General features: G+C 57.7%; 20 protein-coding genes and 1 pseudogene. 16 read left to right on the top strand and 5 right to left on the bottom strand.

What is annotated here, in order from left to right:
- Positions 1 to 55: 55 nt before the first annotated feature.
- Positions 56 to 727: an RNA polymerase factor sigma-70 gene (locus ACFSNN_RS05070; protein WP_134460483.1), complete on the bottom strand. Its 672-nt coding sequence runs from the start codon at positions 725 to 727 to the stop codon at positions 56 to 58.
- A gap of 493 nt (positions 728 to 1,220) precedes the next feature.
- On the opposite strand from ACFSNN_RS05070, the gene ACFSNN_RS05065 reads away from it, so the two are divergent.
- From ACFSNN_RS05065 to ACFSNN_RS04995, 15 genes are all read left to right on the top strand, one after another.
- Entirely contained in the window at positions 1,221 to 1,529 is a 309-nt protein-coding gene (locus ACFSNN_RS05065) for a putative quinol monooxygenase (protein WP_134460486.1), read from the top strand.
- Entirely contained in the window at positions 1,529 to 2,689 is a 1,161-nt protein-coding gene (locus tag ACFSNN_RS05060) for an iron-containing alcohol dehydrogenase (RefSeq protein WP_134465498.1), read from the top strand. Before ACFSNN_RS05065 ends, ACFSNN_RS05060 begins: the two co-directional genes overlap by 1 nt.
- Positions 2,690 to 2,968: 279 nt before the next feature.
- Complete coding sequence (locus ACFSNN_RS05055; protein WP_134460488.1) at positions 2,969 to 4,642, top strand: collagen-like triple helix repeat-containing protein; 1,674 nt, start codon at positions 2,969 to 2,971, stop codon at positions 4,640 to 4,642.
- Positions 4,643 to 4,722: 80 nt separating this feature from the next.
- Positions 4,723 to 5,991: an isoprenylcysteine carboxylmethyltransferase family protein gene (locus tag ACFSNN_RS05050; protein ID WP_134460491.1), complete on the top strand. Its 1,269-nt coding sequence runs from the start codon at positions 4,723 to 4,725 to the stop codon at positions 5,989 to 5,991.
- A 1,980-nt stretch (positions 5,992 to 7,971) separates the two neighbouring features.
- On the top strand, positions 7,972 to 9,387 hold the full coding sequence (locus ACFSNN_RS05045; protein ID WP_134460496.1) for an undecaprenyl-phosphate glucose phosphotransferase: 1,416 nt from the start codon (positions 7,972 to 7,974) through the stop codon (positions 9,385 to 9,387).
- Between the two features lie 131 nt (positions 9,388 to 9,518).
- Positions 9,519 to 10,691 carry a polysaccharide biosynthesis/export family protein gene (locus tag ACFSNN_RS05040; protein ID WP_244322887.1) on the top strand — a complete coding sequence of 391 codons (1,173 nt, stop codon included), beginning with the start codon at positions 9,519 to 9,521 and terminating at the stop codon, positions 10,689 to 10,691.
- On the top strand, positions 10,688 to 11,140 hold the full coding sequence (locus ACFSNN_RS05035; protein ID WP_134460499.1) for a low molecular weight protein-tyrosine-phosphatase: 453 nt from the start codon (positions 10,688 to 10,690) through the stop codon (positions 11,138 to 11,140). The genes ACFSNN_RS05040 and ACFSNN_RS05035 overlap by 4 nt, the downstream gene beginning before the upstream one ends.
- Before the next feature lie 57 nt (positions 11,141 to 11,197).
- Entirely contained in the window at positions 11,198 to 13,420 is a 2,223-nt protein-coding gene (locus tag ACFSNN_RS05030; protein ID WP_134465500.1) for a polysaccharide biosynthesis tyrosine autokinase, read from the top strand.
- A 168-nt stretch (positions 13,421 to 13,588) separates the two neighbouring features.
- Positions 13,589 to 14,827 (top strand): UDP-N-acetyl-D-mannosamine dehydrogenase, encoded by a 1,239-nt coding sequence (gene wecC, locus ACFSNN_RS05025; protein WP_134460501.1) that lies wholly within the window; start codon positions 13,589 to 13,591, stop codon positions 14,825 to 14,827.
- A complete protein-coding gene (locus tag ACFSNN_RS05020; RefSeq protein ID WP_134460504.1) occupies positions 14,827 to 16,158 on the top strand; it encodes a hypothetical protein in 1,332 nt (443 codons plus the stop codon). The genes wecC and ACFSNN_RS05020 overlap by 1 nt, the downstream gene beginning before the upstream one ends.
- Positions 16,155 to 17,414 carry a hypothetical protein gene (locus ACFSNN_RS05015; RefSeq protein ID WP_134460507.1) on the top strand — a complete coding sequence of 420 codons (1,260 nt, stop codon included), beginning with the start codon at positions 16,155 to 16,157 and terminating at the stop codon, positions 17,412 to 17,414. The genes ACFSNN_RS05020 and ACFSNN_RS05015 overlap by 4 nt, the downstream gene beginning before the upstream one ends.
- On the top strand, positions 17,411 to 18,502 hold the full coding sequence (locus ACFSNN_RS05010; protein ID WP_134460509.1) for a glycosyltransferase family 4 protein: 1,092 nt from the start codon (positions 17,411 to 17,413) through the stop codon (positions 18,500 to 18,502). The genes ACFSNN_RS05015 and ACFSNN_RS05010 overlap by 4 nt, the downstream gene beginning before the upstream one ends.
- Positions 18,499 to 19,296 (top strand): polysaccharide lyase, encoded by a 798-nt coding sequence (locus ACFSNN_RS05005; protein WP_134460512.1) that lies wholly within the window; start codon positions 18,499 to 18,501, stop codon positions 19,294 to 19,296. The genes ACFSNN_RS05010 and ACFSNN_RS05005 overlap by 4 nt, the downstream gene beginning before the upstream one ends.
- Positions 19,293 to 20,459, top strand: coding sequence for a glycoside hydrolase family protein (locus tag ACFSNN_RS05000; protein WP_134460515.1), 1,167 nt, complete (start codon positions 19,293 to 19,295; stop codon positions 20,457 to 20,459). Before ACFSNN_RS05005 ends, ACFSNN_RS05000 begins: the two co-directional genes overlap by 4 nt.
- A 66-nt stretch (positions 20,460 to 20,525) precedes the next feature.
- Positions 20,526 to 21,254 carry a WecB/TagA/CpsF family glycosyltransferase gene (locus ACFSNN_RS04995; protein WP_134460518.1) on the top strand — a complete coding sequence of 243 codons (729 nt, stop codon included), beginning with the start codon at positions 20,526 to 20,528 and terminating at the stop codon, positions 21,252 to 21,254.
- Between the two features lie 195 nt (positions 21,255 to 21,449).
- On the opposite strand, the gene ACFSNN_RS04990 is transcribed toward ACFSNN_RS04995, so the two are convergent.
- Positions 21,450 to 22,328, bottom strand: a complete 879-nt coding sequence (locus tag ACFSNN_RS04990; RefSeq protein WP_134460521.1) for an EAL domain-containing protein — start codon at positions 22,326 to 22,328, stop codon at positions 21,450 to 21,452.
- A 346-nt stretch (positions 22,329 to 22,674) separates the two neighbouring features.
- Here ACFSNN_RS04990 and ACFSNN_RS04985 point away from each other — a divergent pair, with 346 nt between their 5' ends.
- Positions 22,675 to 22,953, top strand: coding sequence for a transposase (locus ACFSNN_RS04985; RefSeq protein ID WP_134460524.1), 279 nt, complete (start codon positions 22,675 to 22,677; stop codon positions 22,951 to 22,953).
- Positions 22,954 to 23,045: 92 nt separating this feature from the next.
- Here ACFSNN_RS04985 and ACFSNN_RS04980 read toward each other — a convergent pair whose 3' ends face one another.
- The 3 genes and pseudogenes from ACFSNN_RS04980 to ACFSNN_RS04970 form a co-directional block, all read right to left on the bottom strand.
- The gene (locus ACFSNN_RS04980) at positions 23,046 to 23,465 is read right to left on the bottom strand and encodes a histidine kinase (RefSeq protein ID WP_134460527.1); all 420 of its coding nucleotides are present in this window, start codon (positions 23,463 to 23,465) and stop codon (positions 23,046 to 23,048) included.
- Positions 23,466 to 23,538: 73 nt separating this feature from the next.
- Positions 23,539 to 24,327: a COG4705 family protein gene (locus tag ACFSNN_RS04975; RefSeq protein ID WP_134460530.1), complete on the bottom strand. Its 789-nt coding sequence runs from the start codon at positions 24,325 to 24,327 to the stop codon at positions 23,539 to 23,541.
- A 168-nt stretch (positions 24,328 to 24,495) separates the two neighbouring features.
- Positions 24,496 to 25,203, bottom strand: a pseudogene (locus ACFSNN_RS04970) (porin); the annotation flags it as partial.
- Positions 25,204 to 25,294 lie beyond the last annotated feature (91 nt).

The raw sequence follows: 25,294 nt of genomic DNA, 5'->3' as shown, positions 1-25,294 counted from the left end.
CGGCATTCGCTCGCGCACCGCTTCTATTCTGTTGACGTTTGATGCACGCGCTTTTTTACCGCCGGCGCGCGCGTCCGCTGCAAAACGCGGGGCCGGCCACGCCGCGATTGCACGCGTCGAGGCAATCGGCGCAATGCTTCTCGGCGTCGCGCACCATGAAATGCACCAGCGTCTGCGAGACGTCGAGCGCGCGCGCCGTGCTTTGCAGCGTTTCCTCGCGCAGGCGCACCATTTCGAAGGCGGCGCGGCTGCGCGGCGGCAGTTGCTCCAGCGCGTTGTAGACGTGCCTCAGCGTGTCGCGCACGAGCAGCGCCGCTTCCGGCGAAGGTTCCGGCGATGGCACGTGCAGGCCGTCGTCTTCGTCGGCGTGATAGGTGTTTTCGAGGCTCTGGCGGCGAAAGGCGTCGATCGACGCGTTGCGCACCATTCGCGTCACGTACGCGACCGGCTGACGCACCGCGTCCTGATCCGGGAAGTCGACCAGTTTGATGAAAACGTCGTGCACCACGTCTTCCGCGAGACTCGCGCAACCCACGAAGCCGCGCGCCAGATTGACGAGCATCGGCCGGTTGTCGATCAGCACGTCGAGCAGCGTGCCCTTCTCCCAATCGACCGCACGCGCGTGGTTGCGCGTGCGCCGCGAAACCGGTGGATGGGCGCCTGCGGCGTTGAGAACCGATATCGGCATCGCTGTTGAAGGCTCTCGCCGGACGAGCACCTCAGCCATAGATTCGCTCCGCTTTCTCAAAGGATGGAGCGCCAATCTAACGTAAACGCGAATCATTCTCAATCAAGATTTGGAATAACCTTACAATTTCCGATAGCTTTGTCTGATGATTCCAAATGCATATTGGTCGATTGCCGGTTTTTCGCCCTGGCTACTGGCCGTAAAATTATGTTAGGTATCCGCATCAATGGTGATGAAGTGGGTCGCTTGAGCCCGTCGCGCAAGAGCGGAAATCCGTGCGCTGATGCGAAGCAACCGCGTTCGGCTCTCTTGCGCTCCGACGCTTCACACTCTCGATATTTACCGGAAGTCTCCGCGAAGGAACGCTCCACATGGCCGCGTCACGTCGACGCACTGGAGCAAGGCGATGCGAATCTGGTACAACTGATGCCGTGCCCATGAGGGACGGCGCCGTCGCGGTCTCGACCGCGACAGCAAGTCGCGGAACCCGCATCCTGAACGTTGAAGTACCCACCCCGTTGGAGTGTGACTGATGGCCCATGCTTACCTGCAGGTGATCGCGCATTTTTTCGCCAAGCCCGGCAACGGCGACGCGATCGTGAAGCCCCTTACGGAACTCGCCGCGGCAACCCGCAAAGAGCCGAAAAACCTTTACTACGAATTCTTTCGCTCGCCGCTGGAACCAGACCACTTCGTGATTCTCGAGAACTACAGCGACGCCAACGGGCTCGCCGAACATCGCGAGACCGAGCATTTCCAGCGGCTCGGCTTCGGCACCATCATTCCGCTGCTCGACCGGCGCGAAGTCGAAAGCCATATGGTGTCCGGAGACGCGCCATGATGAACGCGTTCCGGTTTCAAACGGTGCCGACGCTCGTCGTCGAGTTCGGTGCGGCGCGCCGCCTCGGCGCTTTGTTGCGCGCGCAATTTCCGGCGCTGTCGCGTGTGTGCGTCGTCACCGATGGTTTTCTGCACAGGAGCGGGTTGTTGAACCCGGCGCTCGCCGAGCTTGCGACGCATGGCTGGACCGCCACCGTGATCGACGACGTGATCGCCGATCCGCCCGAACACATCGTGCTCGAAGCGACGTCGCGTGCCCGGTCTGCCGGCGCGGAAATCGTGCTGGGGCTCGGAGGCGGTTCGTCGATGGATGTGGCGAAGCTGATCGCCGTGCTCGCGCCGCAGCAACAGCAGGCGCTCAGCGACATGTACGGCGTCAACAAGATCACGGTGGCGCGTTTGCCGCTCGTGCAGATGCCGACCACCGCGGGCACCGGCTCCGAAGTCACGGCCGTTTCGATCGTGACGGTGGGCGAAGCAAAGAAGATGGGCGTGGTCGCCCCGCAACTGATCGCGGATCTGGCGATTCTCGACGCCGAGCTCACGCTTGGCCTGCCCGTTGCCGCGACCGCGGCGACCGGCGTCGATGCGATGGTGCATGCTATTGAGGCGTACACGTCCGCGCATCTGAAGAATCCGGTTTCCGACCTGCTTGCGGTGAAGGCGCTCGACCTGCTCTCGCGCAACCTGTTGCCCGCTTGCGAGAACGGCGGCAACCGCGAGGCGCGTGAGGCGATGCTGCTCGGCGCCACCTTCGCGGGCCAGGCGTTTGCCAATTCGCCGGTTGCGGCGGTTCATGCGCTTGCGTATCCGATCGGCGGCATTTATCACGTGCCGCATGGTCTTTCGAACGCGCTCGTGCTGCCGCATGTGCTGCGGTTCAATGCGGATGCGGCGGCGCCGTTGTACGCGGAACTTGCCGAGGTGGTCGTACCTGGCGTTACCGGCAGCGACGAGAGCAAGACGCAAGCGCTGATTGAACGGCTCGAACAGATGATTGCCGCGACGGCGATTCCCGCGCGTCTGCGCGACGTCGGTATCGAGCAAGGCGGCCTGGAGCGGATGGCGAGCGATGCGATGTTGCAAACGCGGTTGCTGGTGAATAATCCGCGGCCGGTGACCGAGGCCGATGCGCTGGCGATTTATACGGCGGCGTTTTGACGCGGGTTTGCGGCGGGTGCTTGCCGCTGCGATGCGGAGGTGCTGCGCGATGATTGCGGCGTGGTTTGCATCGTTACGGTACGCGCTCGTGTTACGTAGCACGCGGGCGGAACATGGGTTTGTCGTTGAGACGGGAATTGCGATTTTGGAGGGATAAATTCTCTTAATGGATGATTTTTTCGATATACCTGCGCTTTGAATGGATGACCACGCCATAACTGACATTTGGCGTGCAACTTGCAATAGTGTCCCCGCCAATAGTCGTTCAACGGGGACATCATGAAAAGATTTGCCGGTCGGGCAGCCATCGCTGTTGCGACGTCTACATTACTCGCGCTCTACGGATGCGGATCGACGCTTAACACCCCAAGTCCCGGACTCGGCGGTGGCGGTTTGGGTGGTACGTCGGGGTCGGGGACTTCGGGCACTTCAGGTACCTCGGGTACTTCGGGCACCTCGGGTACTTCGGGTACTTCGGGTACTTCGGGTACTTCGGGTACTTCGGGTACTTCGGGTACTTCGGGTACTTCAGGTACTTCGGGTACTTCAGGTACTTCGGGTACTTCGGGTACTTCAGGTACTTCGGGTACTTCAGGTACTTCGGGTACTTCAGGCACTTCGGGTACTTCAGGCACTTCGGGTACTTCAGGCACGTCCGGTACTTCAGGCACGTCCGGTACTTCAGGCACGTCCGGTACTTCAGGCACTTCCGGTACTTCAGGCACTTCCGGTACTTCAGGCACTTCGGGCACTTCAGGCACCTCCTCCACGCCCATCGGCAACATCATCACTCAGGCCAGCAATCTCATCACCGCAGTGGGCACGACCACCGCCGATACCGGCACCAAGATCACCGGCACCTCGGTTCCCGGCGTCAACGGCGCAACGACCTCGAACCTCGGCAACGCGATCACCGACCTCGGCAACGGCGTAAAAGTGCTGGGCAACGGCACCGCCGCGGGCCTCGGCACCGTCGGCAGCGCGGCCAATCCGCTCGGCCCGACGCTGACTTCGACTTCCGGCGTCGTCGCCAATACCGGTGCTGCAGTGACCGCGCTGGGCGGCGTGGTGAACAGTCTCGGCAGCGGCCCGCTGAAACCGCTTTCCCCGGTGACGTCGACGCTCGGCAGCCTCGTCGGCGGCGTGGGCAGCGGCGTTACGTCAGTGGGTTCGGGATTGAATACCGCGCTCACCAGCGCGCCAGTCCAGCAGATCGAAACACAGCTCAGTTCGGCGATCAACCCGATCACCACCACCGTCTCCAACGCGACGCAGACGCTCGGCAACGCGACTGGTCTTGGCGCACCGCTCAACAACCTGCTCGGCACGCTTGGCAGCGGACTCAATGCGGCAGGCCTCAAAGTGTCGGGCGCCACCGGCGATCAGGTCGGCAAGGACGCCGGCGGCGTCGCGAGCCAATTGGGCAAAACCGTGACAACCACGGGTGGCCTGTTCACCGGCGCGACCACCAATCCGCTCGCGCCAATCACGGGCTTGCTCGGGCCGCTCGGCGGCCTCAGCGGCCTCAGCAGCGCAGGTGGCCCGGGCGGCGCCTCGATCCCGCCGTTGACCGGCCTGATCGGCAACCTCGGATCGCTGGGCGGCGCAGCGGGCGGCACGGGTGGCGCCGGCGGCGCGGCTGGCCTGCTCGCGCCGCTTACCGGCCTTCTCGGCAAGGCCGGTTCGCCAGGCGGGACATCGGGCACGGGCGGTCCGCTGGCACCCGTCGCCAGCGTGCTCGGCTCGTTGACGGCCAACGTGACCGGCGGTGTCAGCGCCGGCGGTTCGTCGGGCGGCGCGCCCGCCAATCCCGTGACGGGTCTCATCAGCGGCTTGACCGGCGGCTCGGCCGGCGCCGCAGGCAGCAGCGGCTCGGGTAACAAGAATCCGCTCACGCCGGTGACCAACCTGGTCGGCGGACTGCTCGGCGGCGTCGCGTCGGCCGGCAAATAAGCGTTACGCAAGCACAGCGGCCGGGCACCAAAAAAATCGACAGCCCGGCCGCCTTCAATGTCATGACGACGAGAGATGACATGAACTCCACATTCGATACCGTCGCGCGCGTGCACGACCCGCGGCCGCGCTCGGCGACACCTTTCTCGATCGGCCTGCTCGGGATCGCCGTCGGATTGCTCACGCTCTGGTTGTTGCGCGACAGCAGCTCGTTCGATGGCGCGACGCGCAGCACCGTTGCCTGTCTGGCGATCATCGCGACAATCGCCGCTTACGAGCTGTTCGTCGCGCGCGTCTATTTGCGCCCGAGCGCCGGCCTCGCGAGCCGCGCGGCGCGGCCGCTGAGCATCGTGCGCGTCGAATTGCGCCTCGCAGCTTTGGCCTCCGTATACGCGGGTATCGGCGCGCTTTACTGGCTGCTGCCCGAATATCACGGCGCCTTCTATAACCCGTTCTGGTCGCTGCTCGGTACGCTCGCGCCTTATGTGCTCATCGCGGCGCCCTTTTACTTCGCGTGGATGGACCGGCATCAGCGCGAAACCGACGACGCGTACCTGCTATGGGCGCGCTTCCTATTCCGCGGCGAGCGTCCCGCGAACTGGCGCCCAGTGCGCGAGATGTTCGCGGGCTGGATGGTGAAGGCGTTCTTCCTTCCGCTGATGATCGTCTATCTGTCCACCAATGCGGATCACCTCAACGCGTCGTTCACGACCGCGCTGAACGCGCCGTTTTCGCTTGCGACATTCCGATTCATGTATGACCTGTCGTTCGCGATGGACTTGATGTTCGGCACCGTGGGTTACATCTGCACGTTGCGCATACTCGACAGTCACGTACGCAGCGCAGAGCCGACGACGTTGGGCTGGCTCGTCGCACTGATCTGCTATCAACCGTTCTGGTCGCTTATCTCGAACCAGTACATTCGCTACGAAGGCTCGGTGTTCTGGGACAACTGGCTTACTTCGATGCCGGTGGTGCGAGTTGTGTGGGGCGCGGTCATCGTCGCTTTGCTGCTGTGCTATGCGCTTGCGACTATCTCGTTCGGTTTGCGGTTTTCGAATTTGACGAATCGCGGGATCATTACTTCGGGGCCCTATCGGTTCACCAAGCATCCCGCTTATATCGCGAAGAATCTGTCTTACTGGATGGTGACGGTGCCGTTTATCGAGCCGCTGGGATGGCAAGCGGCGGTGACGCATTGCGCGGCGCTACTGGCTGTGAATATGCTTTATTTCTTGCGAGCGAAGACGGAAGAAAAGCATTTGATGAATGATCCGAAGTACCGGGAGTACGCAGCGTGGATCGCGCGCAATGGCGTCTTTGCGAGATTGTCGCGAGTGTTTGATTGAGTAACGAAGTCTGAGAAAGACTGCATTCGATACCCTTTCAGATCAAACAATGTCGACGCCTCACAAGGCCCGTTGACCACAACCGACTCAATCACGAGTTGCTCATGGCTAACGCTAATCGAGCAAGCAGCGCCATCGCACACTTTGCAAGACAACCGTAAGCGACTCGCCTTTTTTATGGACGCAGTTCACTGACACGATGCCCGTATTGGCCGGTTCCTGAGAAACAGCAGATCATGCAGCGCAGCAAGTGCATGTCGGATCGAACAACCGCATGACGGCTCAACGTGAGTGGGCTGTCCTCACATCATCGAACATTAGAAACCTTGACCGAAAGATTGCGGCTTTGTAGGATGATGGCCGCCGCAACCGGCTGCACACTGCAGAACAGATCCAGTCCACCCACAACATGAGAACAAGGCCACTACGAATGAATGGTGAGGTCATCGGGGTTATGGCATGACAATGGATGAAGATATCGCACACGTGGCGCGTGTGATGGTGCCGTCGCTGAGCGCGTTTCGCGGTGAGCCCGTTTTGCAGCCGGCTTATTGGCGCAGGCGGCTTCAGCGTATACAAAGCGAATTCCGGTTGACGGAAACGCAAGCTTCGCAGATCCAACGCTTGCTGAGGGACCTGGATAGGTTTGAGGCGGAAAGCAGTACCAGGAAAACGCCACTCGGTACTAAAATTCGCGCTCCTTGGATACCGCGGCAGTGTGGAGATGATGCGCAGGGATTGATGCGATATGGAAAGCAATTTCCTCATGTAGAGTGAATCCGCTCTGTGGCGGATTTAGCTCCGTGTTTCTTTCAACACAACCTGCGGCAGTTGGATGTGTCACGTTGATTAGATTCCAAATCGGCGACATCCGTCTTCACTCCAGTTAATCGGCATCAGCACAAAACTCCGGCACCCATTCAACAGCATTCCTGTGGGCGCAGGTTGGGTCCGATGATCTCTGTGCGTCACAAGCGAAAGCGATGCCCGACGCACATCGAGCTCAGCAGCATCAGCATCTGTTGGGACACAACAGGCAGCACCTTCCGTCTTCCGTGCCCGGCTTTGGCGAGCCGTTACGCACCACGTAACATGACGAGTCATTGCGAACGCCCAGGCCGAAGGCGCGCAACTGCTCAATACAATTTACGGCATTACTCTCTCACGGTACCTTGCTGGCGGCCGACGCGATTACAAGTGACGGGCAGCCGGCAGCGTCTCTAGCCGCGCCGGCTGTCTCCGTCAGCGCAGCTTCGCCTATTTCACGCAACGGCAACAGCGGCGCGACCGGTGGCACGCGCGGCGCAGATACAACCACGAAGCAGCGCGGCGGACGCCACAAGAAGGCGTCTCGCAACAACAGTCAGATCGCAGGTCGCCGGCAATACTGCCGGCTTCTTTAGCCGCTCTCGAGCCGACACAAAACCAGGACGTTACGGCGCGCTGTTACGTTACGCCGCCCCGAGATCCACGGCGCTGACCGCTACCGATCATGGCGCACGAACCCGGAACTGTCGCCAGGCTTGACTCCGCAGCAAGATAGCAAACCTTCCAAACCAAAATCAATGCCTGGCATGCTTGCTGCTTTAACCCTGTCGCTGCGCAAAAGACGCAAGCTAAAGAAAACGGGGAAAGCAAATGAGTGTCTCTTTCAATAGCTCGATCTGGCTCGGGGTGGGCCAGTTCTCTAGCAGTTCACGCCAGAGGAAAGTACCGAGCACGGCAACGCACTTTCGACCAACAAGCGACCGCATTTTGTGCGACCGCGCAAGGCATTGGCAGTGGCATACGAAAGTTTTTGCGTAGCCGATCAGCGAGCAGCCGAACCATCCCCCTCCGGATTCAGCAAGAACTCGATGTCGTGGGTAGGCTGATTTCCAAGAACACAGGAATACTAAAAACAGAATCCATCTTGTCACGAGACGGATTGTTTCTGGGGCACCACGTGCGCCGGGAAAGCGTATAGGACACGGGCATAGCATGAACGCCATCTCAACCGCACATGAGAGCAGGAAGTCAACAGGCTTTCAAGGATTGCTCGCACGAGTCCTCGACATCTCGTTGATTGTCGGAGGCGCAGTTGCAGCTTCACAGATTCGCTTTGCGGATCTGACAGGGAATCATGTTGATACCGGTTTCATCGCATTTGCCGCTGCTTTCGCTTTGGCGCTGTTTCCAGTGTTCGGCGTGTATCAATCGTGGCGGGGCCGCTCCATGCTCCGCCTCACCAGCCAGATCTCCCTCGCGTGGCTAGTCGTGCAAAGTTGTGGGCTGGTTTTAATGTTCTCCCTGCATCGGACGGATCTCATATCACGGCTTTGGTTCGCCTACTGGACGGGCATGACCGGTGCCGCACTCATCGTTTCCCGATCATTGACGTATGCACTGTTGCGCCGCGTGCGTGACGCGGGCCTGAATTTGCGCAGTGTCGCGGTGGTTGGGCGTGGCTCGCATTGTCAGCAGGTGGTGCGCAGCATCCAGACGGCACGGACAAGTGGCTTTCGCGTGTCAGCGGCGTTCGACCTGTTTCCATGTGCTGAGCGTTCTATCTCGAACACTCCGCTTTTCGATGAATTCACTGAGTTCTCCGACTTCGTTCGAACCGAAAATCTTCAGGAAATCTGGCTTGCACTCCCGCTGTCGGAAGAAAGCATGATTTCGCGCTGCTTGCAGGAATTCCGTGACGACCTGGTCAACATTCGCTTTCTTCCAGACGTGAGCAGCCTGGCCCTGTTCGACAGCAGCGTTATCGACCTGATCGGCGTGCCGGCTATCAATCTTGTTGCGTCGCCTTTGTCGTCACATGCGTTATTAAAGAAAGAGATTTTCGATCGGCTATTTGCTATCGCGGCGTTGTTCTGCGTGGCACCCCTTATGGTTTCCGTTGCGCTCGCAGTCAAGCTGTCTTCACCCGGCCCGGTCTTCTTCGCACAAAAGAGAAAAGGAGCCGACGGACAGGTCTTCAAGATCTATAAGTTTCGGACGATGCGAGTGCACGCCTCCGAGCCCGGCGTCGTCAAGCAGGCGTCACGCAACGATCCGCGGATCACACCAGTAGGGGCCTTCTTGCGGCGCACGAGTCTGGACGAATTGCCGCAATTCTTGAACGTGCTAAAGGGCGATATGTCGATAGTCGGGCCGCGCCCGCATGCCATTGAACACGACGAACTATATCGGACGATTGTAGATGGATACATCCACCGGTACCGGATCAAACCCGGGATCACCGGATGGGCACAAGTGAACGGCTATCGCGGAGAAACGGACCGCGTCGAAAAAATGCAAAAGCGGGTCGAGCATGACCTGTACTACCTGAGGAATTGGTCCTTCGGGCTGGACATGAAAATCGTTTTAGCAACCGTAGTACGTGGATTTACGCATAGGAACGCGTACTAGGTCAGCTTGAACAGATTCCGGTACAGCAATAACTAAAACAACGGCTAGGACGTCTCGCAAACGAGTCCAGTTAGTACATCGACGACTCCAGCCAGCTCGCCAAAAAATTTAACAATACGAGGATTCATTCTATGGGCCATACGAAGAGAACTTTTGAATACGGCGCATGGCGTCAATATCGTCTGCATTTACGCAGAGCTTTATGCGTCGCACTCTGTTACGGACTCGTGGCATGCGCAGTCGCGCCCGGCATGCGGATGCCCACATCAGCAAGCTTGCCAACGGGAAACAGCGATGCGCAAGGTCAGAAAGCGGATCTGCAGATTCCGATCGTCGACATCAACACGGCATTGATCAAAAAGCTGCGCGATGCCTCGGATCAGACGAGCACGGATCAAACCCGCGAGTTGTCGGGACAAACTGGCCCCTACACGCTCGGCGCGGGAGATGTACTGCAGATCACAGTCTGGGACCACCCGGAATTGGCCGCCGCATTGGGCAACCAGAATCAGAGCAATTCAAGACCGTTCGATCCGGCCCAAGGCTTTGTGATCGACAACGGCGGAAACATACAGTTTCCGTACGCAGGCTCAATCCACGTGGCTGGTCTTCGCGTCGAACAGGCTCAACAAGCGGTCTATGCGGAGCTATCGAAAATCTTCATCAAGCCGCAGCTCACCGTTCGAATCACATCATTTCGCGCCAAGCAGATTTATGTGGACGGCGAAGTCAGGACCCCTGGCGCTGTACCGGTCAACGACATTCCGTTGACACTCTATGAAGCGATCAACCGTGCCGGTGGCTTTAGTACGGCCGCTGATCAAAGCCGGATGATCCTGGTACGCAACAGCGTTTCATATCGTCTCAACCTCTCAAGGATGCTCGAAAGCGACCAAAACCCATCCGGGATCATGCTTAAAAACGGCGATCTGCTGAGAGTCGTATCGCGCGACGACAACGGCGTGTTCGTCATGGGCGAAGTGAATAAGCCCGTAACAGCTCTGCCGATGAAGAGCGGCAAGCTCACATTGAGCGATGCGCTCTCGCAGGCCGGCAGCCTGAATACCGCCAGCGCGGATGCGGCACAACTCTACGTGATACGTGGGTCGACAGATTCGCAGGCAGAGGTTTTCCATCTCGACGCGCACTCCCCGGTATCGATGATCCTGGCGAATCAATTCGAACTGCAACCGAAAGATGTGGTGTACGTCGACGGCAACGGCCTCGTGCGTTTTAGCCGCGTGCTGAGTCTGCTTCTCCCAGCCATCAATGCAGGCCTAACTACGGCGATTGTGACCAAATGATCGATACGGTACTCATAGTCTGCGAGGGTAACCTCTGTCGCAGTCCGATGGCGCAAGGACTTTTGCAGCGCGAACTGTCCGACATCGAAGTGACGTCAGCCGGTCTTTCCGCTGCCAAAGGCGCACCCATGGACCGCTTCGCGCGCGAGATGCTATCGGACCGGGGCATCGATATGTCGTCACACGTAGCCAGACGTCTCAACGAGCGAGTGTGTGGCGCAGCGGACCTGATTCTTGTAATGGAGTTGGCTCAGAAGCAGGCAATCGAAAAGTTCTATCCGACTGCCCGCGGCCGGGTCTATCGATTGGCAGATGCGGACCACGTCGATGTGCCAGATCCGTTTGGCCGATCAGCGCGCATCTACGATCAGGCCATGACCTTAATTGAACGCGGCGTGCTGGATTGGACAAGACGCATTGTGGATCTGTCCCGGGGCTTGCGTGCATAACAGGATGAGCCGGTGAATCGCGCCAACAAACCGCTGAAATACGAGCCTACACAAAAAATGAAAAATCAATTTTCCCGTGACGAGGACGAAATTGACATCCGTGCACTCATAGATGTCATTTTCAAGAATAAGAAGTTGATCATTGTGGTCACTATTGTGTGCACGCTGATCGGGGTCACGTACGCATTCCTGGCAACGCCGATTTACCGTGGCGATATCACGGTTCAGGTGGAAGACAACTCGGACCTTGCAGGCGCGGCAGCCGGCAACCTGATGAGCGGATTGACGTCCCTGTTCGACATCAAATCTACAGACGACGGCGAAATGCAGATCCTCGACTCGCGCCTTGTCACCGCAAACATGGTCGACGAGTTGCGCCTCTACATCGACGCCAGACCCAAATATTTTCCGTTGTTGGGAGCATTCATTGCGAAGCATCGGACTTCGTTGTCTCGACCGGGAATTCTCGGCATAGGCGGCTATGCGTGGGGCTCGGAAAGCATAGTGGTCGACCAATTCGACGTGCCTGGTGAGTTTGAAGAAGATAAGTTTTCCGTCACCACACTGGGCAACAATCGGTATCGGCTTTCGGGCAGCGATCTCGACGCCGATGTCATGGGCGTGGTCGGCGTGCCCTTGCTGGCGAACACCTCGTCCGGACCGATCAAGCTGCTGGTGTCGCAGTTGAGCAGCACGGAGAACGCACAGTTCGAGCTGAGGCGCTATTCCAGAATTCAAGTCCTCGAGCAGTTACGAAAGGATCTGGTAATCACAGAGATGGGCAAGGACCAATCCGGCGTCATCGGTGTGACTTATGACGACCAGGACCCAGCCCGCGCAGCGGCAGTATTGAACAGGATCGCAGCAAACTACGTCGCGCAAAATGCCGACCGCAAGGCGGCGGCGGCGGAAAAGTCCCTCGTTTTCCTTAAAAGCCAGCTTCCGGACGTAGAGCGCAGCCTGAGGCTCGCAGAAGACCGTCTCAATGCCTATCAGAACCGCCACAAAGTCGTTGATCTCAGCGAGCAGGCGAAGGCCGTGCTGGGCCAGGCGGTCGAGGCGCAGTCCAGTCTGTTCCAACTCGAGCAAAAACGTAAGGAACTCGCAACGATCTACAGCGCTCAATATCCCGCCGTGCTCGCACTGGATCAACAAATCGCCGCTGCGCGCGCGCACATCGACAACTTCAACGAGTCGATCCAGCGCCTTCCTGACGATCAGCAAAATATCGTCCGGCTGAATCGGGACGTGACTGTTCAAACAAGCCTGTATGTCGGATTGCTCAATAGCGTTCAACAACTGCAACTTGCTACGGCAAGCAAGATTGGAAACGTCCGCGTAATCGATCACGCACTGGTCGCCGACAAACCAACGAAACCGAAGAAAGCTCTCGTTATTGTTTTAGCAGCCGTCATCGGCTTGTTTGGCGGAATCGGCTTCGCCTTGGCACGCTCAACCCTGTTTGGCGGGTTGACTGACCCCATGGATATCGAACGCGATCTGTCTCTCGACGTCATCGCGACCATTCCGCTGAGCGATACCCAACGTCAATTGACGCGAGTCAGGGAACGAGGCGGCCGACGCGGTCCGTCGATTCTCGCACTGGCGCGACCGCAAGAACCGGCAGTCGAAGCGATTCGAAGCCTCTGCACCGCGCTGCAGTTCGCGCTGCTGGAGAACCCGAAGAATAACGTCATTCTAATGACTGGACCTTCGGTCGGTATCGGCAAGTCATTCACATCCGCAAACCTCGCGGCTCTGTTGGGAATGTCCAAGAAACGCGTGCTGTTGATGGACGTGGATCTTCGCCGCGGCCATCTGGCTGCCGAGTTCGATGTGTCCGGCAAAGTCGGTCTCTCTAACGTACTCCGGGATGACATGCCGGTGGAGGCGGCCATACTCAAAGACGTCTCTCCGAACGTGGACTTCCTCGCCACGGGTCCGTTGATGGCGCAGCCGGTCGAGTTACTGTCTTCGGGCGGCATCGCCAGAATTCTGGCAAACGTGTCCGGCCGATACGACATTGTCCTTCTGGATGCGCCGCCGGTGCTTCCGGTCACAGATGCGACGGTCTTCGCGCCTTTCGCCGGAATTGTTCTTCTGGCGGCACGTTCAGGCATGACCAGCAGCGGCGAGCTTCTCGAATCCGCCAAGCGAATCGAACGCGTCGGAGCAAAGATCACAGGCATCGTCTTCAACGGCTTCAAACCAAGCTTGCGCTCTGCACAGTATGGGGACTATGGCGGTTACGCGTACCTGAGTAACGCGTCGGACACATGAAATGAGCGACTGGTTCGCGATGGGCCGCGCTAGCAATCCTTGCCGTAACAGCACGACAAACAAGGGGCACGCTAACGTTTTATCCGTAACACCGGGCGTCGCGCAGACCGCGTAACAGCCCGCAGCTTTTCTCCATTAAAAAACTTATCAAGCGACGAGACCAACGCTATGTCATTCGATGTCGTTTCCATTATTGGACTGGGTTATATTGGTTTGCCCACCGCTGCGGCGTTTGCCGCGCGCCGAAAGAAGGTTATCGGCGTCGATGTATCGCAGCGCACGGTCGATACGATTAACAAAGGTGAGATTCATATCGTCGAACCAGAGTTGGACATGCTGGTTCACGCTGCGGTGACACAGGGATATTTGCGCGCGACACAGACGCCAGAACCGGCCGATGCATTTCTTATCGCCGTGCCAACGCCATTTGGTGACGGGAACAAACCCGACCTGAGTTACATAGAAGCAGCAAGTCGTTCAATCGCTCCCGCGCTCAAAAAGGGCGATATCGTCGTCCTCGAATCGACCTCACCTGTGGGAGCGACCGAGAAGATGTCGGCGTGGCTGGCCGAATGCCGTCCCGATCTGACCTTCCCTCAGCATTCCGGCGAGCAGTCCGACATACGCATAGCGCACTGTCCGGAACGCGTACTTCCAGGACACGTCATCCGCGAACTCGTACAGAACGACCGTGTGATCGGCGGCATGACCCGCAGATGCGGCGAGCTGGCTCGCGAGCTCTATCAAATCTTCGTTCAGGGCGACTGTATCCTGACGGACGCGCGTACTGCTGAAATGTGCAAGCTTTCCGAAAACGCGTTTCGTGACGTCAACATTGCGTACGCGAATGAATTGTCGATGATCTGCGATCGGCTCGATATCAACGTGTGGGAACTCATCCGCCTCGCCAATCGCCACCCTCGCGTAAGTATTCTCCAGCCTGGGCCGGGTGTCGGCGGGCATTGCATCGCTGTCGACCCATGGTTCATCGTCGATTCGGCGCCTGAAGAAGCCAAACTGATTCGGGCCGCCCGTGGCGTAAACGATGGCAAACCCCACTACGTTATCGATCAGACAAAGCGTTTGGCGGCGCGCTTCAAAACACCTGTAATTGCCTGTCTCGGACTCGCATTCAAGGCCAACATCGACGATTTGCGTGAGAGTCCCGCGATAGACATCGTTAGCCAACTCGCGGACGAGCATGTGGCGGACATCGTTGTCGTCGAACCCAACGTGTCAGTTCTTCCAGACGCGCTTCGCGGCAAGGTTGAGTTAACCAGCCTCGCGAGCGCAATTGAGGCGGCCGATATTGTTCTGCTGCTGGTCGATCACCGCGAATTCAAGGACATCAACCGGCGCCGCTTGCAGTCGAAGCTTCTTGTCGATACACGGGGAATCTTCGCGTGATGAAGCAAGGAAACGCGAGCGCGGTGCGCCGACGTCTCAGGTTCGACGCGCTGGCAGGCGCCGTGTCCGTTGAACGCATCGAAGCCCTGATCTGTACCGGATCGCCAGGACTGTACCGCGTGGTTGTTTTCTTCGCTGTTCAGCATGTCTATTCGCTTGCAGAACTCGGACGGACTGCGTCGAGCATGTCGATCGTGCAGATGGCTGCGTTCTTTACTGCAATCGGATGGGCAACATTAATACTGGTGCGTGTGCCAGCTGCCAGGAACGAGCAGGGCGCAATCGCAGCATTCTATCGAGTCGTGACGATGAGTCTTGCCACGACTGTCTTGTGCACCCTTCTCGCACTGACAATCGCTGTCTTCAAACCAGCGCAGTTTAATTTATACGCATTCGTCGCATTGCTATGGGGTTGGACGGCATACCAGATCGCGCGCCACTACTTTGTGGCTCTAAAACGCTTCCGCGTCGCGATTGCCTTCGATATCGCACTGATCGCCAGTTCGGGGGGCATGCTCGCCCTTTGCCATCGTGGCGGACTGTCGGCCGCCACCGCGCTGGCAATGGCACTTGGCGCAATTGCGATTGCGATGTTCGTGCGAATCGGTCGACCAGCGCTTGAAGTGCTGCCAAAGAGACTGGACACCGAGGGGCTTCAGTTCGGACTTACAAATTTCTTGTCTGGTGGGATTCCGTTGGTCTTCGTGCCGGCTGCGACAGTCATGTGTGGTACCGCGTTCGCCGGGATGCTATCGCTGCTTTCGTCCGTTACCGCGATTGGGATGCTATTGCCGCGCGCGATATCAATGACGCAGTTGGCAGATTTCGCCAGGCGTAAGGCGGCCTCGCTTTCTCTCGACGATTCGCTTCGTACGATGAGCCGCAATATTGGTTGGTGTAACGGAGCGATGCTGGTTTTCAACGTCATTCTGGTTCTGCTGCTAGCCGCGAGGCCGGTACACGGCGCCACGCATCAGTCCGGCGTCATCGTTGCCGGCGTGTTGCTTGCGATCCAATGCGCAGTCGGCATGATGGGTATCGCAAACAGCAGCATCTTGATGGTGTTCGAGCGAGGCGGGTCGGCGGCGAAAATAAATGTCTTCACGACGTCGGCGTTCGCATTGCTCGCTGTTCCTTGCTATGCATACGGTGGCCAAAGCGGCCTCGTGATGATTCTTTGTGCGGCGATAGCGGTCACAGTCTGGCGCAATTGGCTGATCAGAAGTTGCGCTCGCCAGATTCATAGCCAATACGTCAATCTCTGCGGATCGCCCGCTGTTTCCGACGTGAAATGCCAGGTACAACCGCTAGCCTGTGGAGCGTCCCGATGAACGCCAGCATTGCGTCTGTACCGTCCTATCGCGAATCGCAACTGACCGGATGGCATTCCGTGGGTGCGTGGGCGATATCCTTCTCCTATCTGCTGTTTTGCATCAGCGATACGCTTCTATCACTCGAAATGGACGGGTCCCAGCTCGTGAAGCTCGGTGCGTTTGTCTTGCTCGCCGTCGCGATTTTGCTTCGCCCGAGATTTCACAAGCTCATCGCGTTGATCGTCCCTTTGATGTTGACGCTCTACATAGCCATGTGGCGAGCATTCAACGTCAATGCCGGTGGGGAAGAGTTTTTGCGGTTTCTCGCACCCATGGGGATCACCGTCGCGGTGTTCGCGTACAGAAGCAAGCTTGCGCCGGTCGTTTTCATGTTCTTTGCCGTCGTATTGAGCAACGATTTATTTCAATGTTACTTTTATCTTGCTTATGGATTGAAACTTCCGCTGTTTTTACCGGTTAAGTTTGATTCTGGCCTGTATCTGAGGGCACAAGGATGGATCGGATTCTTCTCGGAATTCAGTTTCATCAATTTCTGCGCGTTTCTTTTGTGCCGTCACTACCAGCCGACCCAGCGATCACAGCGAGCGGCATTTATTTTTCTGACGTTTTCCCTCCTGGGTGTCTCGTTCAAAATCTTCGCAACAATCACGGTGTATTTCATCGCCGCGCGAAAACTGACCGTACGCTCCTTCATCGCGGCGTTATCCGCGATTGGCGTCGTGCTGTTCGCGCTGATGGCGGGACTGCTTGATCCGTTAATCAAGATCGCAATGGCCAAGATCTCCTTCTACGTCGTAGCAGGAAATTCGGCGCGCGCTGAATCGTATCGCGTCATGTTCCAGTCGCTGATGAAAGGGAACTTTTTCGGTGAAGGACTTGGCGCCTTTGGTGGACCAGCCTCCGTCAAGTACCACTCACCGCTTTACAGCATCTATCACTTCAACTGGTATGGGCTCGGAAATACCCTGACGACTACCGACACGTTCTATCCGCACCTTTTCGTTGAACTTGGTGTATTGGGCGCGATCTTGTGGCTCGCATTTATGCTCCTGTATGGACAGGTCAGCAAGGGTCGACATGCCTGGCTATTTGTGGTCGGTGCGTTCTGCTTCGACAACATCTTCTCAATGTCATTCGTTTCAGCCTCCTATGTCTTTTCAGCGCTCATGCTCATGTATCTGTTTTCAGACAATGGATCGCTGATCTCGCGGTCCTCTTTGACTGCGGGGAAACGTGACGGAGCCAGGCGATGAGCATTCGAGTATTGCAGGTAGGGCCGGGGCGTGGGCAAAAAGGAGGCATCGCGTCGGTACTTTCTCAGTTAGCCATGCGTCGGGAGCAGTTCGGGCGGGCGGGCGTTTCCGTTTCGTTCTTTGAAACGCGTGGATTTCGGAATCTGGGTGGTTTGCTAGCGTTTGGCTTGATCGATATGCCGTCCTTTGTGCGGGCCACCATCCGGGCTGACGTTGTGCATTTCCACGTCTCAGAACGCGGATCCTTCTATCGGAAGTTTGCGCTCTTCGCTGTCGCGAGACTCCTCGGAAAACGCACCATATTTCAGCTACATTCCGGGAATTTCGAACGCTTCATCCAAGATGCGGACTGGGTGACGCGCCTACTATCGGGATTGTTCCTTGATAAGGCCGACTGCGTTATCGCCGTTTCAACGCCTATAGCAAAGTGGCTTGAACATTGGCGTCGAACCGATGCAGTCCAGGTCGTTGGGAATATGGCGCTCGATGCAGAGCACGGCGCGCCAACGGCTACTCCACTTGCTTGTTCGAGACCGTACATTGCGTTTGCCGGACGCTTGAGCGAAGCGAAGGGACTCGATGAACTATTTCAAGCAGTCGCCGATCTGGTCCGCAGAGGGCGGGATATCGAAGTCCGGGTGGCGGGAACCGGTGACATGCTGCGCTGGCAGCGCATTGCTGCGGCGCACGGAGTCGATGAGCGGGTAGTCTTCGAAGGATGGCTCGATGGCAATGCAAAGTTGGCGTTTTATCGCGGAGCACGCCTATTCTGTATGCCAAGCCATTTCGAATCGTTCGGCATTGCCACACTCGAAGCAATGTTCTGTGGTCTCCCGGTCGTGGGCACACGTCTTGGCGGGTTTCTCGATCTCGTTGAAGACAGTGTCAGCGGATATCTGGTCGACCGGCACGATTCGCGGGGGCTAGCGGAGGCGATATGCAAACTGGTCGACGATCCGGAACATGCAATGCGTATGGGTTCTGCAGGACTGATTCGCGCTCAAACCTGCTTTCGGGCCGCATCGATCGTTGATCGATATGTTGATTGCTATAGGCGGGTCGATACACGTGGGAGGAGCGAACGATGAATCCAAAACGCTACGTCACAGCCGTCACTCTATCGTTCTTTGCAGCCTGCTCAATCGCTCAAACGGTTGATGATCCAGTGCGACAGCTTGCCGGCTTTCAAACGCTGTTTGCTACGACTTGGGCCCACGGTTTCGATCCTGCGGTTGACATTCAAAGTCCCGATGCTCGTGACCTCACGGTAGTTAAAGATCCGCTATCTCCAGATCGACATGCAGTCAAAGTCAGCATCCGACGCAGCGAGGATTACTCTCATGTCGCCAATGGCACGCCACGCGGCGAATTGGTGTTCGCACGAGCCGCGAAAGTCGCTTCTGGGCACGAGTACCGCATTGAATGGTCGACGTTGCTGCCAGCAGATTTTGTATTCGACGATGAACAGATGCAAATCATAATGCAGATTCACCAGACGGACACGTGGGTCGGTTCCCCACCGCTCATGTTGCAGCTGCAAGGGGGCGACTACCTGTTCTCAGAACGCGGTGGGGCCGACACCAGGCACGGTCATGACATTCTTCTGCCTGGCGCGAGCGCGGATCGCGGGAAATGGGTTCATTGGATTCTGCGTTATCAACCCGACTCGACTGGCGAGCGTGCAGTGACGGATTTATGGAAGAACGGCGTGCACGTATTCGCTTCCCGCGGTTTCCCGAATGCGTATCCTCACGAACGCCACGCCTATTTGAAGCTTGGAGTCTACAAGCCAAGCTGGCAAAATTTTCAAGCGCGGACTAGCGAGACTGGATTGTTTTATGGACCTGTCTCTATCTCGGAGCGCGCGGAGGCGAGCGAATGACTATCCATCTCGACGCCGGCACGCTCGCCGATGCGCTGGTTATGCAATGCCGTGCGACCGGCTACGCCGGCTATGACCCTTTCGACGGCCTCAACAGCGTATTGTTCGAGAACCTAGGACTTGGCTCTCTGCCGTTTGCAAAGATCGCATGGCTGCAGTTTCACAAACGCAGCCTCGCGAACTTGCGCCCGTTTGTCGGCGTCGCGCGCCGCCGCAACCCCAAAGGCATTGCATTGATCATCCTTGGACTTCTGGAACGTGAACGAAGGGTTGGCGACGGATGGTCAATTGAAGAAGCCGTTGGGCTCGCAGATTGGCTGCTGGACCAGCGTTGCGATCGGGAGAAATGGACGCACAGTGCTTGGGGCTACCACTTTGACTGGGCCGCGCGCGCTTTCTTCGTGCCTCGCGGCACGCCCAATGCAATCACGACATGTTATATAGCCCGGGCACTTGCCGCACTTGGAGATGAAACCGGTGAGCGGCGATTTATCGATGCGGCAACCGACGCCGGCTTTTTTATCGATTCACTCTACCGGGAGGAGGATGGCTATTATGCATACATCCCCGGTGAAGCCGCATTCGTACACAACGCAAACTTGTGGGCGGCTGCGGTTGTCGGCGAAACCGCGAGTCGCGTGGGTAACGGTGCGCTGATGCAGCGCGCGCTCGGCGCTGCCCGCCGCTCAATAGCAATGCAACGCGAGGACGGTGCCTGGTGCTACGGCACTCGCGGCCATCATTCGTTCGTGGATGGCTTTCATACCGGCTACAACCTGGAAGCATTGTCGGCACTACAACGATCGGCGGGAACTGAGGAGTTTAGCGACGCCATCGGCCGAGGAATGGCCTACTACCGACAGAATTTCTTCTTGCCAGATGGCACCGTTAAATACTACGACAACGCTATCTGGCCGCTCGATACGCATTCGGTAGCTCAGGCATTGCTTACGCTGCTTAACGTTGGCGCGTCCGACGAAGATCACCGGTTATCGGATAGAGTTTTCAAGCGAGCGCTCAACACCCTCTACATGCCGCGTGAGAGCCGTTTCATGTACCAGAGAGGAAGACTGACGAAGAATCGAATCAACTATTTACGCTGGACGCAGGCGTGGGCTTTCTACGCCATAGGGACATACGCAAACAGCGCTCGATTCAAGTGAGAGTAAGAAAAGATCGAATATTCCTAGGGGAAGACAGTGAAACGAATCGAGCTATTTGGATGCCCGATGGACATTGCCACCATGCAGGAGACCGTGAACATCATTGGCGATCGTATTGAGGCCCGGCAGTTTACTCAACACGTTGTGGTTAATGTAGCGAAGCTCGTCAACATGCAGACAGACAGCGTGCTTCATTCATCGGTCCGTGCTTGCGACATTGTAAACATCGACGGCATGGGTGTAGTTTGGGGCGCACGCCTGTTGGGTCACGCCGTGCCGGAGCGAGTAGCGGGAGTTGATCTGTTCGACCGTCTCTTGCAGATGGCGGCGGCACGCGAGTTGCCCGTATTTCTCCTCGGCGCGGCTGATGAGGTGGTGGCTCGGACTGCGGCGGTCGTAACGCTGCGACACCCAGAGCTGAGAATCGCTGGTTACCATCACGGATACTTCTGGGATGACGAAGAGGGCATGGTCGAGACGATTCGGAAATCTGGCGCCAAACTCCTCTTCGTCGCGATCACATCGCCAAAGAAGGAAAGCTTTATCAATCGATGGCAAGATCGTCTCGGCGTCGATTTCGTAATGGGTGTCGGCGGGACTTTCGACGTCGTCGCGGGCAAAGTACGTCGAGCTCCGCAATGGATGCAACGCCACGGTCTGGAATGGGCTTACCGGGTCATTCAGGAACCGAGGCGTATGTGGAAGCGCTATTTCATCACTAACAACAGGTTCGCGGTGATGTTGTTGAGGGCACGACTTTCTTCCGCGTTCAAGCGGATGGCAGGCGAACACTGAGACTCACCATGGAACGTGGCCGCAGCGCTCCCAGTTAGCGCTGTTTTAAACAACCAGGCAGATCGGCGGATTAGCAGGCCGATCTCTTCGAAGCGAAACTGAGGAATGGTGCCGCCGCACAACTACTTGTTTTGCAGACGCCACGGCGCCTACCTTCTGTGCAACTTGAATCGGCTCGTACCGTAACTCGGTGTGTCACGCCTTCCACCGTAGCGCCAACGCCCTCGCCAACCCTGCGTGCGGACGCTCGAACAACAAGCCCTGCACCAGCGCCTCCGGCCATCGGCTCAGCCACTGAAACTGTTCTTGCGTATCGACGCCGCTCACCACCACTCGCACATCGAGTGCGTGCAGCAGATCCATGATCGCGGTCATCACCGCCGCGCCACGCTTGTCGCCCGGAACAGCGGCCATCAACTCGCGCGCGACAATGACGGTGTCGACATCAAGCGACCCGAGCGATGCCATCGACGAAGCGCCATTACCCCACTTGCCTATTGAAAGACCAACACCGGCTTCACGAAGACCCTCGGTCAACGTACGCAAAGACAGTAGCTTTGCTGCTTCTACGCCATCGGTAACTTCAATTTCAAGCAAAGACGCCGGCACGCCATACGAAGCGGCCACTCGGACAAGTTCTTCTGCGAACGAATTGAGCAACGCCACTTGAGCGGGCACCGTAATCGCAATGGGCTGCAACGGCAACTTCGCGGCGAGAGCGTCGCGCAATTCACGGCACACGCTGTTCACGACGAATGAAACCATCTCGCGCGCAACTATCGGCTGGTCTAGCGGCATCATAAAAATGCCCGGCAACAGCAAGCCGTAATCCGGATGCATCCATCGAACTTGCGCTTCAAGGCGTGCCACTACACCACTTGCTGCGCGATAAGTGCCTTGAAACACGAGATGGAATTCGCCCGCATGCAGTCCGTCGCAAACACGGCGTTCGAATTCGCTTAGGCCCAAGGAAGCATCGCCGGAAGTGTCCGCGTCATTCTGCGCGACAAAGTCGATGTGTGAGTCCAACGTGTTTGCAAGCGATTCGGGTGGTGCATAGTCGAGCGTGTACATGGCGCAAACGTGAGATTCAACCCCGCTAACGTATGCACATGTCGTGCCAAGTACACCGGCTTAATGCGTAAAGACAGCGGAATGAAGATGAGAAAGCCACGCTGCACGGGCATTCTCGAGGAAAAGAAAACATCCCCCGGCGGAGCGATTTGCGTTGCCAAACGTTTGCGCGGATGCGTGCGTAACGTAGCATCTCACGTGACGTTACGCTGCTTCGCTCGCCACGTGATTGCACGCGAAGACGTTCAGCAGGGAAATTTGACCGAGCGGAATAGATTGACTAGTATCAACGCCAACCGTAGCACGTAAAGAATACCAACTCCCACACAGTACTCAGACCAATTCGATGCTAGAAATCCCGCTTTCAGACGCCGATTGGGCCCGCGTCCAAAGTCTTTTCCCCGTGCTTTCGTCAACACGTGGACGGCCTCGCCGCAGCGATCGCGATATCCTCAACGCGATACTCTGGTTGCAGCAACGAAAGGAAAAATGGCACAGACTTCCAGCGACTTTCCCGCCGCAACAGACTTGCTATCTTCGGTACATGGCGTGGAAGAAGACGGGCGTGCTGGAACAGGTGCATGAACGCCTTCCTCTGCACGGCCCGGAGATTTCGAACGTTTGATTAATACGGTTTAATTCGTTCGACTCCCGTAACGACAGGCAAGTGCCGCGCTTTCTAACGGCCCGGCTCCACAATCGCGCAGCGCTTCCGCATCAAACTTTACCGCTCATGCGATCCATGACCGCCATGAGATCGGCGAGCGACTGTTTGCATTCCACTGCACTCGGCGCACTCGCGCGCAACGCGCTCAGCGCGCGATCGATTGCTTTATCGACCGTATGCCAATCCGCTGCGGCGCGCGGCTTCAGCGACGGCTCGGCGTCGTCCCACGCGAGTTCGAGGTCCTTGATGCGCGCCTTGCCGCCCGCCAGATCACCTTTGTCGACCAGGGTCGCGGTGTCCGCCGCGATCTTGCGAAACGGCGCGAGGTCGCCGAGCTTCGATGACTTGCCCGGTTCCGCGGCATTGGCTGACAACAGACTAATTCGGCCAGCATCGATATGTCCGACACCGAGCGCAGAGAGCGCGATGAACGAAGCGATGACGGCTTTGCGAAGAACGTGTTGATTCATGATGGTGGCCTTCCTTTGGATCGGGTATTGGGTTGAAAGGGACAACGCGAGCAGCTTGCTGAACTGCGCAAACTCAGGACTCGTGTGCGGCGCTCGGGCGCGCCGCACGCTGTTCGATTACACTGGCAGCAATCACCAACGCTACGATTGCACCGAGAAATAGCGCGCTTGTGTTGACGGTGCCGAGTCCAAAACCGCCATACTCGCGCGGTTGCGAAAGCATGTCGCCGAGCGAGGCGCCCAATGGCCGCGTCAGAATGTAGGCCAGCCAGAAAGTCAGTACCGGATTGCCACCGGCGTAATAGATCGAACTCACCAGAACAATCAACGTACCGAATGCAATCACGCCGATGACAAAGCCGAGTCCCAGCGCTTCTGTTGCGAGGTCGCCAGCCGCCGTGCCCAATGCGAACGTGACCAAGACCGCAGCCCAATAGAAAAGCTCTCTGCGTGTCGTATAAATGGTGTGAATCGAGAGCGTTCGTTCGCTGATATACCAGAGCGCGAAAACCAGAGCGAGAGCCAGGCCGAATACGGTCGTGCTGGCGTACAGACTGACACCGAGCTTGTCCGTTAGTGCATCGGTGATCTGCGTGCCGACCACGCTGACCAGAACCACCGTCAGCCAGTAGATCCACGGCACGTATTTGTTCATGCGGACTTGCACGACCAGCACGGCTATCAGCAGCACCGCCATGATCGTGTCCGTCAGCGTAGTGCCGAGACCCACGTGGACGGCCAGATAGTCCGCGCCGGTTTCGCCGACCGTGGTCGCAAGAATCTTGATCGCCCAGAAGACGACCGTCGCCTCGGGCACTTTGTTGTTCGCCAGAACAACGCGATAGTTCGACGTTTCCGTCACGCTCGTTCTCCATTTTGATGAACACCCTCTTCGACGCTTCGAGCGGGGGCGCTCCTGCTAAGCCAGTGCGCCGACTATGCAATGGAGAAGCTTAAGGAAGCCTTACGTGAGTTACCTGCGCAAACGCAACCGCCGCACGGCATCGGCGGCGGTTGCCGGAAGCAACACTTAGAAACGCGTGCGAATGCCCGTCGTCAGTTCCAACTGGTTCTTCGCGCCGAAGGTCGATGCGATGACATAGCCTCTGTGCAGCTTCATGTAGTCGCCGGCCACGTACATTTCCGTGCGCTTGGAAAAGTGATAGAACACCGAGCCGTACAACGTTTCCTTGTAACCGCTGCCGGTTCCCGTATCCGGATTGAAGCCGAGGTTGGCATTGGCGATGCTGCCGTTGTCCTCGAATGCGGCATTCGAGGCATGCATCTGCTGATAGCCGATTTCGTAGTCGAGCGGCCCGTTCGGCGCCAGCTTGAACGACACGGTCCACGCATTGTCACGGCGTTCGCCCAGCGCACCCTGATCGCCGGTGTAGCGGAAGTAGCCGGCGTTCACGCGAAAGATGCTGTACGTGTAGTTGCCGCCAATCGAGTACGCCTTGTGGGTGAAGCCGTTGTTGTTCACGTGGTTGTAGAACGCGGACACGTTGAACGGACCGCCGTTATAGCCAAGCGCGCCGGTGTAGGTTACGTTGTTGCCAAAGCTCGTCTTGTCGCCGAATGCGTGTCCGGCTGCTGCAAAAATCCCGTTGTTGAAGAGCTTCTTCCAGACGAGGCCGTTTTCGTGACGCGTGCCGGTCGCACTGCCGGCGCAGAAAATCATTTGTTTGAAGTTGTTGGTATTGGTCCAACCGCCTTCTTCCGTATTCAGCGAAGCGCTTGCCGTCTGCATTAGCATTGGTCTGATAGGACACCGCGCTCAGATCCATCAAGCCATAAAGCTGTACGTTCGATTGCGCATGAGCGCTCTC

Source organism: Paraburkholderia dipogonis, from assembly GCF_042680985.1.
GTDB classification, from domain to species: Bacteria; Pseudomonadota; Gammaproteobacteria; order Burkholderiales; family Burkholderiaceae; genus Paraburkholderia; species Paraburkholderia phytofirmans.
Note: the sequence above shows the minus strand (reverse complement) of the source record. Positions and strands in the feature narration are given on the sequence as shown.

Coding starts and splice junctions, on each gene's coding strand:
- ACFSNN_RS05070 (WP_134460483.1), bottom strand. CDS start 727: ATGGCTGAGGTGCTCGTCCGGCGAGAGCCTTCAACAGCGATGCCGATA.
- ACFSNN_RS05065 (WP_134460486.1), top strand. CDS start 1,221: ATGGCCCATGCTTACCTGCAGGTGATCGCGCATTTTTTCGCCAAGCCC.
- ACFSNN_RS05060 (WP_134465498.1), top strand. CDS start 1,529: ATGAACGCGTTCCGGTTTCAAACGGTGCCGACGCTCGTCGTCGAGTTC.
- ACFSNN_RS05055 (WP_134460488.1), top strand. CDS start 2,969: ATGAAAAGATTTGCCGGTCGGGCAGCCATCGCTGTTGCGACGTCTACA.
- ACFSNN_RS05050 (WP_134460491.1), top strand. CDS start 4,723: ATGAACTCCACATTCGATACCGTCGCGCGCGTGCACGACCCGCGGCCG.
- ACFSNN_RS05045 (WP_134460496.1), top strand. CDS start 7,972: ATGAACGCCATCTCAACCGCACATGAGAGCAGGAAGTCAACAGGCTTT.
- ACFSNN_RS05040 (WP_244322887.1), top strand. CDS start 9,519: ATGGGCCATACGAAGAGAACTTTTGAATACGGCGCATGGCGTCAATAT.
- ACFSNN_RS05035 (WP_134460499.1), top strand. CDS start 10,688: ATGATCGATACGGTACTCATAGTCTGCGAGGGTAACCTCTGTCGCAGT.
- ACFSNN_RS05030 (WP_134465500.1), top strand. CDS start 11,198: ATGAAAAATCAATTTTCCCGTGACGAGGACGAAATTGACATCCGTGCA.
- wecC (WP_134460501.1), top strand. CDS start 13,589: ATGTCATTCGATGTCGTTTCCATTATTGGACTGGGTTATATTGGTTTG.
- ACFSNN_RS05020 (WP_134460504.1), top strand. CDS start 14,827: ATGAAGCAAGGAAACGCGAGCGCGGTGCGCCGACGTCTCAGGTTCGAC.
- ACFSNN_RS05015 (WP_134460507.1), top strand. CDS start 16,155: ATGAACGCCAGCATTGCGTCTGTACCGTCCTATCGCGAATCGCAACTG.
- ACFSNN_RS05010 (WP_134460509.1), top strand. CDS start 17,411: ATGAGCATTCGAGTATTGCAGGTAGGGCCGGGGCGTGGGCAAAAAGGA.
- ACFSNN_RS05005 (WP_134460512.1), top strand. CDS start 18,499: ATGAATCCAAAACGCTACGTCACAGCCGTCACTCTATCGTTCTTTGCA.
- ACFSNN_RS05000 (WP_134460515.1), top strand. CDS start 19,293: ATGACTATCCATCTCGACGCCGGCACGCTCGCCGATGCGCTGGTTATG.
- ACFSNN_RS04995 (WP_134460518.1), top strand. CDS start 20,526: ATGGACATTGCCACCATGCAGGAGACCGTGAACATCATTGGCGATCGT.
- ACFSNN_RS04990 (WP_134460521.1), bottom strand. CDS start 22,328: ATGTACACGCTCGACTATGCACCACCCGAATCGCTTGCAAACACGTTG.
- ACFSNN_RS04985 (WP_134460524.1), top strand. CDS start 22,675: ATGCTAGAAATCCCGCTTTCAGACGCCGATTGGGCCCGCGTCCAAAGT.
- ACFSNN_RS04980 (WP_134460527.1), bottom strand. CDS start 23,465: ATGAATCAACACGTTCTTCGCAAAGCCGTCATCGCTTCGTTCATCGCG.